General features: G+C 62.0%; 17 protein-coding genes and 1 tRNA gene. 5 read left to right on the top strand and 13 right to left on the bottom strand.

The genetic code is table 11. The features are described 5' to 3' along the window. The coding region (locus B4393_RS25110; RefSeq protein WP_236743247.1) for an S-adenosylmethionine-binding domain-containing protein at window positions 1-236 on the bottom strand (236 nt) is incomplete at its 3' end. A gap of 116 nt (window positions 237-352) precedes the next feature. Between B4393_RS25110 and B4393_RS25105 the strand changes: the two genes are divergently transcribed. Genes B4393_RS25105 through B4393_RS25095 form a run of 3 tightly spaced genes read left to right on the top strand, consistent with a single transcriptional unit; the run spans window position 353 to window position 2,399 of the window. Further along, entirely contained in the window at window positions 353-667 is a 315-nt protein-coding gene (locus B4393_RS25105; RefSeq protein WP_078336427.1) for a hypothetical protein, read from the top strand. Beyond that, on the top strand, window positions 664-2,007 hold the full coding sequence (locus B4393_RS25100; RefSeq protein ID WP_078336426.1) for a WXG100 family type VII secretion target: 1,344 nt from the start codon (window positions 664-666) through the stop codon (window positions 2,005-2,007). Before B4393_RS25105 ends, B4393_RS25100 begins: the two co-directional genes overlap by 4 nt. Then, window positions 2,004-2,399: a hypothetical protein gene (locus tag B4393_RS25095; protein WP_078336425.1), complete on the top strand. Its 396-nt coding sequence runs from the start codon at window positions 2,004-2,006 to the stop codon at window positions 2,397-2,399. Before B4393_RS25100 ends, B4393_RS25095 begins: the two co-directional genes overlap by 4 nt. Here B4393_RS25095 and B4393_RS25090 read toward each other — a convergent pair. The 10 genes from B4393_RS25090 to B4393_RS28500 form a co-directional block, all read right to left on the bottom strand. Continuing rightward, complete coding sequence (locus tag B4393_RS25090) at window positions 2,396-3,340, bottom strand: DNA adenine methylase (RefSeq protein WP_078336424.1); 945 nt, start codon at window positions 3,338-3,340, stop codon at window positions 2,396-2,398. The two genes, B4393_RS25095 and B4393_RS25090, sit on opposite strands and share 4 nt — an antisense overlap. 11 nt (window positions 3,341-3,351) lie before the next feature. Next, window positions 3,352-3,891, bottom strand: a complete 540-nt coding sequence (locus tag B4393_RS25085) for a hypothetical protein (RefSeq protein WP_078336423.1) — start codon at window positions 3,889-3,891, stop codon at window positions 3,352-3,354. Between the two features lie 3 nt (window positions 3,892-3,894). Next, complete coding sequence (locus tag B4393_RS25080) at window positions 3,895-4,449, bottom strand: recombinase family protein (protein WP_078336422.1); 555 nt, start codon at window positions 4,447-4,449, stop codon at window positions 3,895-3,897. Between the two features lie 198 nt (window positions 4,450-4,647). Beyond that, a complete protein-coding gene (locus B4393_RS25075) occupies window positions 4,648-4,965 on the bottom strand; it encodes a hypothetical protein (protein ID WP_236743246.1) in 318 nt (105 codons plus the stop codon). Window positions 4,966-5,075: 110 nt separating this feature from the next. Continuing rightward, on the bottom strand, window positions 5,076-5,201 hold the full coding sequence (locus B4393_RS28330; RefSeq protein WP_269087576.1) for a hypothetical protein: 126 nt from the start codon (window positions 5,199-5,201) through the stop codon (window positions 5,076-5,078). Between the two features lie 359 nt (window positions 5,202-5,560). After that, the gene (locus B4393_RS25070) at window positions 5,561-5,872 is read right to left on the bottom strand and encodes a hypothetical protein (RefSeq protein ID WP_079628497.1); all 312 of its coding nucleotides are present in this window, start codon (window positions 5,870-5,872) and stop codon (window positions 5,561-5,563) included. Beyond that, window positions 5,853-6,098, bottom strand: coding sequence for a hypothetical protein (locus B4393_RS25065; protein ID WP_234821310.1), 246 nt, complete (start codon window positions 6,096-6,098; stop codon window positions 5,853-5,855). The genes B4393_RS25070 and B4393_RS25065 overlap by 20 nt, the downstream gene beginning before the upstream one ends. Window positions 6,099-6,237: 139 nt before the next feature. Continuing rightward, window positions 6,238-6,960: a hypothetical protein gene (locus B4393_RS25060; protein WP_078336420.1), complete on the bottom strand. Its 723-nt coding sequence runs from the start codon at window positions 6,958-6,960 to the stop codon at window positions 6,238-6,240. 122 nt (window positions 6,961-7,082) lie between these two features. After that, the gene (locus tag B4393_RS25055; RefSeq protein WP_078336419.1) at window positions 7,083-7,412 is read right to left on the bottom strand and encodes a hypothetical protein; all 330 of its coding nucleotides are present in this window, start codon (window positions 7,410-7,412) and stop codon (window positions 7,083-7,085) included. Beyond that, window positions 7,412-7,603, bottom strand: a complete 192-nt coding sequence (locus tag B4393_RS28500; RefSeq protein ID WP_078336418.1) for a helix-turn-helix transcriptional regulator — start codon at window positions 7,601-7,603, stop codon at window positions 7,412-7,414. The genes B4393_RS25055 and B4393_RS28500 overlap by 1 nt, the downstream gene beginning before the upstream one ends. Before the next feature lie 131 nt (window positions 7,604-7,734). On the opposite strand from B4393_RS28500, the gene B4393_RS25045 reads away from it, so the two are divergent. After that, entirely contained in the window at window positions 7,735-8,292 is a 558-nt protein-coding gene (locus B4393_RS25045; protein WP_078336417.1) for a hypothetical protein, read from the top strand. Next, the gene (locus B4393_RS25040; RefSeq protein WP_078314901.1) at window positions 8,285-9,514 is read left to right on the top strand and encodes a site-specific integrase; all 1,230 of its coding nucleotides are present in this window, start codon (window positions 8,285-8,287) and stop codon (window positions 9,512-9,514) included. The genes B4393_RS25045 and B4393_RS25040 overlap by 8 nt, the downstream gene beginning before the upstream one ends. 67 nt (window positions 9,515-9,581) lie before the next feature. On the opposite strand, the gene B4393_RS25035 is transcribed toward B4393_RS25040, so the two are convergent. After that, a tRNA-Met gene (locus tag B4393_RS25035) sits at window positions 9,582-9,655 on the bottom strand. A 132-nt stretch (window positions 9,656-9,787) separates the two neighbouring features. Continuing rightward, a complete protein-coding gene (locus tag B4393_RS25030; RefSeq protein ID WP_078336416.1) occupies window positions 9,788-12,757 on the bottom strand; it encodes a UPF0182 family protein in 2,970 nt (989 codons plus the stop codon). Between the last annotated feature and the right edge of the window lie 108 nt (window positions 12,758-12,865).

The raw sequence follows: 12,865 nt of genomic DNA, 5'->3' as shown, positions 1-12,865 counted from the left end.
TGCTGCATGACTTTTAGCCCATCGGGCAACATCGCGCTAGGCACCCACAGATAGAGATGCGCGTCCTGCGCGAGGATGGATTGCACGGGCATATCGCAGATGTCGTCGAGCGCCATGGTGGCGTAACGCGGTCTGAGCCCGCTCTCTGGCGACATGCCCGAGCGCCGATTCCCGAACCGCCAGGGCGGGTCGGCCAGCACGCATTTGAAGCCGTCTGGGGTGGTGGGGAGGTGCATGGGGCTAGTTTTCCTGGCGACGATCCCAACGCGGGAGCACGACACACTGCACCAAAAATCGGCCACGGCGTATAGTCCCAGCTTAGTCACACTTCGACCGTCCAGGGGAAAACCAAATGCCTGCTGACAAACTCAGTGTCGTTCCAGCGGATCTCCATGCGTCGGCGGATCACCTCGATATGCACCATGCCGACATCACGCGGAAGCATGCCGCCGCAAACGCCGATATTGAGGATGCTGCACTTGGTTGGATTGGTTCGTCGGGTGCCGCGCTGAAGGCGTTAATCCCCGTGCTGAAAGCGCAGACCAAGGGCCTGACCGACGACTTGGCGGACCACAGTTATGGATTCCGCACTATCGGGCATAACTACTACAACATGGACGAAGACCAGGCCGAGTACATCATGAAGTACGGCATGAGACTCCGGTGACCATTACCTGGGGTGACATCGGCGAGTGGGACGAGAACACCATCAGCGATGTCGCAGCCGGGTTGCGCTCCCGCTCAAAGTCGATACAAGAGGTCAAGGACGGCCTCAAGAACCTTCCGATGATAGCGACGTGGGAAGGCCAAGGAGCAACGGCGGCAAACCAATCGCTGGACAAGATCGCCAAGAACATTATTGAGCAGTCCGCCGCTCACGACGAGTCCGCTGCCGCCATGGAGAAGTCGGCGTTGGAGGTATCCCTCGTCAAGCGGATGAAACAGGCCGCAGAAGACGAAGCCAAGACCGGTCATTTCCTGATAGACCCGCAGACAGGAGCGGTTAGCGCTGACCCTAATTTCGAGAAGCAGAATCCAGACGCCAAGGCGGACATCGAGTCCAAGGTGCGAATGGCACTACAGGCTGCCGATGTGGCAGATGGGGATTTACGTCACGCCGTCAACCTGGCATCCGGCGCGGAAGCAGCATCAGGGCACAAGTACAACGATGAGTCATTCTCATGGACGAACAAGGCCGAGACGGACCGTCAGGCGTTTGAGCATATGTTTGGCCGCGCACCTACTACCCCTGCCGATTTCGCAACCGCCGCAGCACTCAACCCGAACAGCTACGACCCCAAGAACGGCATCGCACAGCCCGAGGTGCGGGTGGCCAAGATTGAACCTCATCCGGGATGGGGCACTGTCCGTACCAATTTCTTTATCCCGCAACGTGAGGTCGCCTACCCGAGCCTATCGAAGGCACAGGGTCACAACCTGGGCGACAATCGCGGATTCGACCCGTATGCCGATCCCGAGCACTCGCGGGTATCGGTACTGGTGGACTACGAGAACGGCGTCATCGTTACTCGTCAGAATCCGTCCGTGGACTCGGTGAGCGGCGAAGCCATGGCAGGGCACCCGTGGGTCACCGCAGGACAGAACACCAACGGCGCGGTCGCTATTGCCTACAGCACCGCCGACCCGTTCTCGCCGGGTGGTGAGGGGCTCGCCAAAGTGACCGGGTACTCGGTGCACGGCCAAGTAGTGATCCAAGGTGGGCCTGATGGAGCGAAGATTGGAGGCAACGTCACACAGTTCCCCGCTGTGGAGGTCTATCACGACAGCCCGAAGGGAGTGACCGATACGGTGTTCACCAACATGCCCGCCAACACAACGTCCTACGGGCCGATGGTGGGTTTGTTGAACACGCAGGGAATTGGCGACGGCGAGCTGTACCGAACCATGGCCAACACGCCGTTGGTGCCACTGGGTACCGTGAATGCGCCGCCAGTGATCACGCCGACAATGCCGGAGCCTCTACACCTACCGGTGGGCGAACGATGACCCGGGAACGCATCAGTGCCTACCTGGGCTACATTCCCGTGGCAGCGGCGCTGCTGTGCATCGTCTACTACCTCGTGTTCACATGTGCGATGCTCTTCAGCTCGGACAGTGGCACTCTCAAGGATCGTGGCGGCGCGGCCCTCGCACTGCTCTGGTTCACGCCGTTCACGCTTGCAGGAAGCTGGTATCTGACGATTCCCGTTGTGCTCGTGCTTGCACTCGGCCTGATGTGGGTGCACGCCAAATTGCCTGGCCGCCTCGCTAACTGGCGTCCACACGGCATCTGGCAGAGCGTGCTGTTCTATGTCCCAGCCGCATACGGCGCGATGGCCGCTTTGGCGCTTGCGGTGCTCACCCTGATTGCCATCCCTAGCACCCTTGCAAGCTACTAACTCTTCCGTGCCCGATGCGCAGCCACGCGGCATGCCCCACTGCACCACGTTCCGCGCGGTCCCCTGCGGGGTCGCGGAACCACCCGTCCGCAGCGTCCGCACAGAGCCTGAAAACCCGTTACATTTGCCTCATTTTCACCCCCGATGTAACGGGTTTTGAGCGCCCGATTGGACCATAAAACTTCCGTCCGCTCGACGCCCTGGACACTGCCCTGCGCGGTCTGTGCGGACAGCTCGACACGGAACCAGTCCCCGTACATCTCGTCATACAACGGACTGTGATACCCCGACAACACGACGGTCGCGCGACACCCCCGCAGCACCTCCCCAAGCTCACGGTGAGCCTTCACACCAGTCATCTCGACCTTGTAGTTGTGTCGCCGCACCGAGCCCAGATAGGGCGGGTCGCAGTACAGCAGCGTGGTCTCGTCGGACCCGTATTTCTCGATAATCTCCACGGCGGGCAGGGATTCCAGGCTTACGTCGCGGATGCGTTCAGACACTGTCTCGATGCGCTGTACATATGAGCGCAACATCCTCCCGTCCACCACCGTGCTCCTCGCGTGCCGCCAACCCGTGTTCGCCAGCGTCCCAGTTCGCCCCTGCACCAGGGCAGACCACACCAGCCGCGCACGCTCCAAATCACTTGAGTCAGAAGGAATGTGCTTAGCGAGGTTGCGTTCCACGCGAGAGTGCGGAGTCAGCATACACACCCGCGCAAGCTCTGTCGGGTTGTCCCGCAACACCTTCCAGAACGTCATCAGATTATGGTCGAGGTCGTTGACCACCTCGTGACGTGCGGGTCGCTTCGCCAGCAGGACAGCCAGGCTCCCCGCGAACGGCTCTACATAACGCCGATGGTCGGGGAACATCGACACGATGCGAGGAGCCAACGAGGTCTTCGCGCCGTAGTACGCGACGGGTGGTTTCACAGCGGTCATGCCCCCGCATATTACCGGAACTCGTTGGGAATACTGGGATTTCCGCACCCGCAATCCACCGAGCGCTCACCAGCGACTTTGTGTTCGTGACACACCACGTACCACGGAGTGTCCGCCTGGTCGGACTCACTCAACCCGTCCCACCAGTCCATCCACTCGTCCACCTGATCCACGGGAATCACGTGGACTTGTCCCACAGGCAGTGGGTGAGGAGTCTCTTCCTGCTCACCCGCGAGGATCCTCGCCACCTCGGATTCTGACATGGGTGACCAAGCCATCGAGTCCATCGACAACAACTCGTCGCTCATTAACAGCTCGTCGATGCGCGCAACGATGTCGTCGGACTGGCCGGGGTTCTCTCCTGCGAGCCACTTCTCAGCCTCGGCAGCCGCCCACCGCAGCTCGGCAGCTGACTCGTAATCCCCACGCTCCGAGCACCATTGCGCGACCTTCCGTGCCAGGTCAGGCGTGAGGGTCTGCTCTCTCATCGTGCGGAACAGCGACCAGCCGCCCGTGACGACGACCCACTCACCGACCACCGCCGCCCTCACGGGTCAGCCCGCCTCCCCCAACACTCGATATAGCGTGCTCCGTCCGACTCCGAGTGTCCGAGCCACGTCACCGACTCGATGTCCAGCGGACACAAGCGTTTTCGCCTGCTCGACCTGTCCCGCTGACATCGCCGTTGGACGCCCAATCTTGGCTCCCCGCAACCGAGCCGCAGCCAAACCAGCTTGGGTTCGTTCGATAATCAGGCTTCTCTCGAACTCCGCGAGAGCCCCGAACACGCTGAGCACGAGTCGTCCCGACGCCGAGCTGGTGTCGATGCTCTCGGTGAGGCTTCGAAGGTGAACTCCCCTGGCGGACAAGGACTCCATAAGTTCCAGGAGATTCTTGAGGGAGCGGGCTAGTCTGTCCAATCTCCACACGACGAGGGTGTCACCCTCGCGCAACACTTCCAGACAGCGGTCAAGTTCGGGTCGGCTCGACACCGACCCGCTGATCCCCTCGTCCGTGAAGATGCGTTCCACCCCGGCCGCGTGAAGTGCGTCGAGCTGCAAGCCCACGGACTGCTCGACGGTGGAAACCCGCGCATAGCCAATTAGCATGCCCTGAAACCCTCCGAACCCCGACTTATGGGAATCACTCTGTGGGACAAGGTTTCGGGACGGTGAATGTCATGGTCGGAGTAACACGACCTCTCGACGGCGAGCTGTCCTGGAACCGAACGGTTCTGAGACATCACGAGACTGGTGTAGAGGGCGGCAATGGTGAGTCGCTCGTCGGGGGTCAATGGGGCTTCGGCGTCAGGCATCGGACTCCACTCCCTCGACGTACTGATTCACCAATCTCGCCCAGCACCAACGCAACTCCCCCACCGCCGCTTCCCGTGCGACATCGGCGCACATGACCAGCACGGGATCCTGGGAGTCGGTGGTGTGACGGGACTGGATGACCTTGGCAGCACCGAGTACGCGAGACCACCCGACTGTCAGTTCCATCCACGCCTCGGGATGGTCGGATGCCGAGCACCGTTGGGCGTCGGGGCCATGGGCGTGTTGCGGCTCATCGAACAGTTCGGCGAGAGCCATCAGACGGGTTCGGGCTGTGGGTGTTTCGGACATACCTTGACGCTAGAACCACTGGGCGGGAAGGGCAATCGAGGATGGTGCACGTCCCCGGGCATGAAGAAACCCCCGGAGAAAAGTGGGCTCCGGGGGTTTCTAGTGGACGATCACGCGGCGAGATGGCGCAGCTCGAAATCGACTCCCATCCGCATCAAGGCTTCGACCAGACGGACGAGGACCGCGTTGGGCTGCTCGCACGCCGAACACGATGTTCCGCAGGTGTTTTCGGGCATCAGTGCGCTCCCTCTGCGAGTTCCTCTTCCCATCGACTCAAATCTTCAAGCTCCTCGTCCAATCGACATTCGGAACATACGATCGTTGAGTCGGCAACTTCCACCATGTCTCTCTCGTCACATTCGTCACCGCACCTTGGACAGTTCCGCATCGCACGACATTCGGAACATACGATCGTTGAGTCGGCAACTTCCACCATGTCTCTCTCGTCACATTCGTCACCGCACCTTGGACATTCCAGCATCACATTTCTCCTTTCTTCTTGTGCACCAACCTTTTTCGGTACACCCCGTGGATGCTGGGGTCACGAACCCCTTGTGCCGCACCCCGTTGTCGAGTCGGCAACACCCTCCCCCTCTCAATCCATGGACAGGAAGGCATCGACCGCCTGCGACCACGCCTCGCGCGTGTGCGCCTCGGCAGCGTCGGTGATTCGCCGACCGGCGGCGAGAACCCCGGCGTCCCCACCATCTCGTACCACCGAGCGGCGGACATGGCTCAAGAACAGCAGCTCGTCGATCAGCTCCCGGTGGCGCTGGGTCAGCACGTCCCAGCCCTCCGGAGCACCGTGGAGCTGGGGTAGGTCGGCTGGCTCAAAACCCCGGCCGGGGAGCGTCAGTGCAGCGAGTAGGTCGCTCCTCGTCGGCACCTCAGAGACGGTGGCGGTCATTCGATTTCCTTTCTTCCTGTGCGCCAACGGTTGCTGGCACATCGACTCCCATTTCATCGAGCACCTCGACCAGCTTGCCGTCTGCGGTATCGGCACCGGCAGGTCGTCCAGCGCCACCTAATCGCTTAGGCACCCACGGCGCGGTGGGGTACCAGCCTTCCGCGTCGAGCTGTCGGTCGAGCGGCTTCCCACACGTGATGCAGGTGTTATCATCTTTCTCGGTCATCTCGTTCCTTTCTTGACCTAACCCCGCCCTGCAACGGCGGGGTTTTCTTTTGTGCGCCAACGGTTGCCGACGCATCGCGGGTGTCGAGGTCGCGAACCCCGCGTGCCACACCCGATGGGTCGGCAGCACCCTGCCCCGGTCAGGCCGAGACCTGCACGGTTTCGAGAGCCTGATCCACCAGCCGCTGAGCCTCCGGCCCCGTCGTCGTGCGGGTCAACGAGCTGGCCAGCGCCCCGATCACCGCGAGAGTGTCCGGACGCGAGGTGTTGCGCAACGAGGTACACCTCCTCCAGCGCCGCAGAGCGTCGAACACGTACCCGGTGCGAGCCGACTTGCGCTTCACGGCAGCCCGCAGGTGCGCGGGCGTCACGTCCGACAGCAGGTCGATGTCCTCTTGCGGCGCGAGGTGCTTCAGAAGACGCTCATGCCCGTGTGCTCCGGCAAGCTCGTACCCGCCCTGATGGGAACGCATCACACGTTCAGCCCGCTCCTCGTCGCGTCCCCGGTACAACACTTCAGCCAAGCTGCCCGCTTTGCGCAGCACGTCGCGGATGTCGCTGCTGTAAGCATCACCCGAGACGAAATACCTTGCAGTGCTGGGTGTTCTGCCGTTGCTCGCATATTTGTTGTCTACCCATTTGCGATACTCGACAGCAACGTACTCGTGCGCATTCTTGCCCTGCTGCTCCAACAAGTCTTCGATGATGGCGCTAGCTTCACTGCGCGTGAAGTCGCCGTGCGCGGCGTTCCAGCCGCTCAGCCGCACGCGCGTGATGCCCACAACATCTGAAATATGCTGGCAGTTAGCGAGCTTCAAGATGTACGCCTTCTGCGCGTCCGTCGCCGGTGTCGTGTCGGTCATGTGTGCTACCTTCTTTCTTGAGAGAGTTGATTACTTCTGGAGCCCGCCGCTAGCGCGGCGGGTTTTCTCATTGGGGCGGTGCCCCGTCCCCCGATCCCGCGCCGTTGCGGGGTCGGGAAGTCTTAGAAAATCAAGTTGGCTGGCGGGTTCAGCGCCATTCGAATCCTGTCGAGCAGGGCCTCTTCGACACGGGCGCTGGACGGCACTGTGCCGCGCAACCACGCCTCCAAGGCCGTGCGGTAGACGAACTCAACCTCACCCAGCGTGGCTTCGTGAACTTGCAAGGTGCCCAGCACTTCTCGCACTGCTGGAACTGCGGCAGCCCAGAGGCTCAAGGAGTCGCCGTACGGGTCGGCGGAGGTGCCGGGATTCTCGGCCCGCGCGGACACGATCAGCTCGTGGAGCCGAGTGGTCGCGATGTCGAGGTCGAGGGAGTTGGGCTGGTTGGGCATCAGACCACCCCCTCAAACACCGACCGCTCGTACGCCTCGACATCGGCCAAGCGATACATAACTCGCTTGCCGAACCGTCGGCCTGCGGGTCCGCGCCCCTGGACAGACCAGTTATCAAGTGTCCGTGGGCTCATGTTCCACCGTTCGGCCAGCTCAGAGCGGGTAACAAACGGGGTCTCTGGTACTTCCATCGTCCTCAGCCTTTGTGTTGTCACACTATTTTAGTGTCTATTGCCGTGTATACACACCACACTACCATGTGACTTCACGTCGTCAACCCCCATTCGCACGTAAATTCACAACATGCGGTACTCTGCTGTTCATGTCGTGGCAACAGGAGCAGACGAACCGAGTTGGACAGGCGGTCCGCGCGCTGCGCGGAACTCGCAGCGTTGCGTGGCTCAGCGATGAAACAGAAAAACTCGGATGCAGGGTGACTAAAGCCCTCATTACCGACATGGAAATCGGACGCAGAAAATACGTCGCCGTGCACGAAATATCGCTTCTCGCAGCGGTTCTCGGGGTCACACCCGCTGTTCTGCTGACCTGGGGAGACATGCCAGACGGCGAGGTGGAGGTGCTTCCCGACCGTCGTGCACGCGCCGAACTCGTGGCCGACTGGTGGGGTGGTGAGTTGATGGGCGACTTGATACCCGCTGGCAAGGGGCTCCCCCGTGATCAGGACACCAGTGAACTAATGCACCTCACCCGGCAGCGACGCGACACCAAGAAGCTGCTCTTCCGCGCTCAGCTACGGACGATTGAAGACACCACCCCGCTGGACAAGCGGCTCATGGCGGAACTCCGGGAACGACTGGAGAGCTTGGAGAAGCGCATCGGGGAGCTGCACGACAAGATAAACGGGAAGGCTGATGGCTAGACCGAGACTCAAGATTGGCACGCGCGGGAATATCAAGAGGACGCAGCTCGCCACGAACACCTGGAAAGCGCACTGCTACTACAGGGGTCTCGACGGCGAACGGAAGCAAGCAGAACGCTCAACACCTGTAGGCGCTAAGGACAAACACGGCGCTGCGGCTGAGGCGGCGTTGGAGGAATACCTCCGGGAACTACTCGGCGGCGGCTCGGGCGGTGACGGCGAAGAGTCCAGTCGCGGCACCCTCGTCTCAGTCCTGCTGGAACGTCACCTGCAGGCCCTGATGGCGGCGGAGAAGGCACCGCGCACCATCGACACGTACAAGCTGCGGGTGAAGCACTGGAACTCGGTGGCGAGCGGCATCACCGTGGGCGACTGCACACCAGGGCGGCTGAACCGCCACATCGAACAAGTGCGGAAAGCACATGGGGACACCGACGCCAAGCAACTCCGCTCGTTGCTCGGTTTCGCCCTTGACTACGCGGTAAACGACGGTGTGCTCGACGCGAACCCCGCACGGGCGACGAAGACCCCGCCGACCAAGAAGAAGCCGAAGGACAACGGGGCGCAGCCCATCGACCAGACCGTTCTCCCCGTGGTGTTGAAAGCACTGCTGGAATCGGAGGTGTGCCGAAAGAAGGACGTTACCGACCCCATTCTGATGCACCTGGCGACGGGGCTGCGCGTGTCCGAAGTCCTCGGCTTTCTGTGGGCAGAGTTCGACCCCGACGCGGCGACCATCACCAGCACAGGGCGTATCGTCCGCCAGGGCGGCGTCGGCCTGCTGCGAACACCGACTGAGAGCAGCTCCAAGGGCACCCCCGACGTGATCCACCTGCCGCCGTTCGCCGTGGCTGCGCTGCTCACCCGTTCCCAGGATGAGCGCCCTAACAAGCTCGGCTTAATCTTCCCATCCTCGGTGGGCACGATGCGAGACCCGAACGGGTTCGCGCGCCAGTGGCGTGAAGTGCGCGGCGAGCTGGAGCACCTCGCGGACACGACGGGGCACAGCTTCCGTAAGACGCTCTCCGACCTCGCAGCGGACAAATCAGGCGACCCCCGTGTGGCGGCTGACGTGCTCGGACACCGCGACGTGGCTACGACGCTTCGGCATTACCTATCGCGTGGACGCCAGCACCCCGAGGTGGCTCAGTGGATTGAGAAGGCGGTCACCGGAGAAAGCGCCACAACTTCGGAAGTCGGCGTAGACGTAAGTACCGAGTAAATAACGGATGGGGTTCTTGAAAATGAAGCAGGTCAGAGGGAAAATACCCTCTGACCTGCTTACCTAGTAGCGGGGACAGGATTTGAACCTGCGACCTCTGGGTTATGAGCCCAGCGAGCTACCGAGCTGCTCCACCCCGCGGTGGTGAATATCAGGTTACCGGGCGCAGTGCGCTGGCGCCAAATCGTTTACCTGGCCTGCACGTTCTCGACATCCGTCGGCGTCTTTGTCCCTGCCACTTGCGCTTTCACACAGTGGCAGGGACCAGCCTTCCTACTTGGCCTGTGTGAACTTCGTCATCGCGTCGTCGAGGCTCTTGAGAGCCTGCCCGTACCGCGCGAAGTCCCCACTCTTCTGAGCGTCCTTCACCTCGCCAATGGCCCGCTGAACCTCCTGCAGCGCGCCTGCCTTCGCCGCGGACAGCTCCGACGACCCGCTGACTGGCGGCAGCGCCACCGGAGGCACCACAGGGACGTTCTGGCCACTCGGTGGCGGCGGCACGACGGAGCCCGGCTCCACGGCCGGCGCAGTCGCCGTGGCGCCCGCACCGGGCCCGAACACCATGTCCAATGCATCCCTGACCGTGGTCGCATAGCCGACCTTGCCGTTGTAGTACATGCCGACACGGATCAGCCGGGGATACGAGGACTGATCACCCTGGCCTGGAGAGGCATACAGCGGTTCGACGAACAACAGTCCGCCGTTGGCCACCGGCAAGGTCAACAGGTTGCCCCACCGCAGGATGTTCTGGTTCTTGATGATGCCGACATGCGAGGACACCTGGTTGTCGGTGGTGATCGCATTGTTGACCAGCTTCGGGCCCTGCACCGTTCCGGGAACCGTCAAAACGGTGATCTTGCCGTAGGTTTCAGGATCGGAACTGGCACTGACATAGGCCGCCAAGAAGTCACGCTGGAACCTGTTGAGCGCGCTGGTCAACTGGAATGACGCCGAATTATCGTTCTTCGTAATGTCTTTCGCAACGATGTAGTACGGCGGCTGTGACCCGGTGGGCGCATTCGGGTCATCGGGCACCTGCCAGAAATCACTGGTCGAGAAGAACGTCACCGGGTCATTGACGTGGTAACGCGCCAGCAGCGTCCGCTGCACCTTGAACAGATCCTCCGGGTAGCGCAGGTGCCGGGCGAGATCGGGCGAGATATCGCTCTTGGGTTTCACCGTTCCCGGGAAGATCTTCATCCACGCCTTGAGCACAGGGTCCTTCTCGTCCTGCTGATACAGGGTCACGGTGCCGTCATACGCGTCTACCGTCGCCTTGACCGAGTTCCGGATGTAGGACACCTGCTGGTTGGGCAGTGCTCCCCCGGTCTTGCCGACCTGGCTGTCAAAAGTGGCTTCCGACAACGATGTCTGCTGCGAGTAGGGGTAGTTGTCCAGCGTGGTGTAGCCGTCCACAACCCACACCATGCGCTTGTCCACGATGGCCGGGTAGGTCCCGCTGTCGACGGTGAGCCACGGGGCCACCGCCTCCACCCGTCTGCTCGGATCGCGGTTGAACAGGATCTTGCTGTTGTCCCCAATCACATTGGAGAACAGGAAGTTCCGCTCGGCGTACTTGAGGCCGAAAACCGTACGTGCCAGCGCACCGCCGACCGGAACCCCGCCGGTACCGGTGTAGGTGCTGTTCTTGGTTCCGGCGTTGTTCTCGTAGTCGTACTCACGGTCGTTGCCGTTCTTACCGACGATCGCGTAGTCGTTGGTATCGCTGGCGATGATCGGGCCGTAGTAGACACGCGGCTGAGCCAGCGGCGCCGGGCCGTCGGACAGAATCTTGCCGTTGTCGTCGACGGCGTTCACCAGGAACTCCGGGTAGCCGCCATTCTCGTCCGGCTTATCGGCCACTCCGCGAACGGTGTTGGCCGGGGCGGCGATGAATCCATTGCCGTGGGTGTACACGGTGTGCCGGTTGATCCAGTCCCGCTGGTTGTCACGGAGTTTGGCCGGATCGAGCTCGCGAGCGGCGACCACGTAGTCGCGCAGCGAACCGCCCTTGTCCTGATACCGGTCGATCGACAACGAATCGGGGAAGGCGTAGAAGTTCTTGCCCTGCTGCAACTGTGTGAAGGCGGGGCTGATGATATTCGGGTCCAGAACCCGGATGTTGGCGATGGTGGACCGGTCGGCGGCGACCTGCTTGGCCAGCTGTTCACTGCCGGTGGGCGCCGAGGCCGTACCGCTGTAGTCCCGATAGGTCACGACATCATCGGTCAAGCCATACGCGTCGCGCGTCGCCTTGATGCTGCGCGCAATGTATTCGCTCTCTTTCTGCGCCGCATTGGGTTTGACGCTGAACTGTTCAACGATGAGCGGCCACCCGGCGCCGACCACCAATGAGGACAGCAGCAGCAGCGCCAATCCGATGGCGGGAATCCGCAGATCCTTCAACACCAGCGCCGAGAACACCGCGACCGCGCAGATCACCGCGATGGCCAACAGGATGAGCTTGGCGGGCAGCACCGCGTTGATATCGGTGTAGCCGGCGCCGGTGAACGGCTTGCCGGCCCGCGTGTGCGAGAGCAGCTCGTAGCGATCGAGCCAATACGCGGCAACCTTGAGTAGCACCAGGATTCCGGCGAAGGTCACCAGCTGGATGCGGGCCGGGCGTGACAGGGTGCCGGAACGCCCGGACAGCCGGATACCACCAAAGATGTAGTGCACCAAGCCGTTGACGATCAGCGCGATGGACGCCGCGATGAACAGGTAGGTCAACACGAATCGGTAGAACGGCAAATCGAACGCGAAGAAGCCAAGATCCAATCCGAACTGCGGATCTTTGATACCGAAGTCCCCGCCCTCCAGGAACAGCTGCACGGGCATCCAATAGCTTTGGGCCACAACGCCGGCCAGCACCCCAATGAGCACGGGAACGCCAATGAGGAAGAGCCGAACCCGCGACAGGATCAGTGCCCGGTACTGCGCCAGCGCGTCGCCCGGCCCCTTGGCGGGCACGAACACGGGCCGCGCCCGGTAAGCCAGCCCGAAGCCCGCGAAAACCACGGCACCGACCAGGGTTCCGACGATCAGGAACAACGCGAGCCGCGTGAGCAGCACGGTGGTGAATACGCCGCGGAATCCGAGCTCACCGAACCACAGCCAGTTGATGTACGTGTCGACCAGGCGCGGCCCGATCAACAACAACACCACGATGACCAACGATGCGGCGACCAGTCGCCGGCTTCGTCGGGTCAGTCGTGGCAGAGCCCCATTTGGCCGCATTCCCACGTCGCTACGCTCCTCGTCGAGTGTCTACTGAGAGTGTCGAACCGCTCAATATTCGCTAAAGAAAACCCAGGCCCCACTGTAGCCGCAGAAGGGCCGGGCCTGTCTTGC

The sequence above is a fragment of the Mycobacteroides franklinii genome (genome assembly GCF_002013895.1).
Taxonomy (GTDB): domain Bacteria; phylum Actinomycetota; class Actinomycetes; order Mycobacteriales; family Mycobacteriaceae; genus Mycobacterium; species Mycobacterium franklinii.
This window is presented reverse-complemented; position numbering and strand designations above follow the sequence as displayed.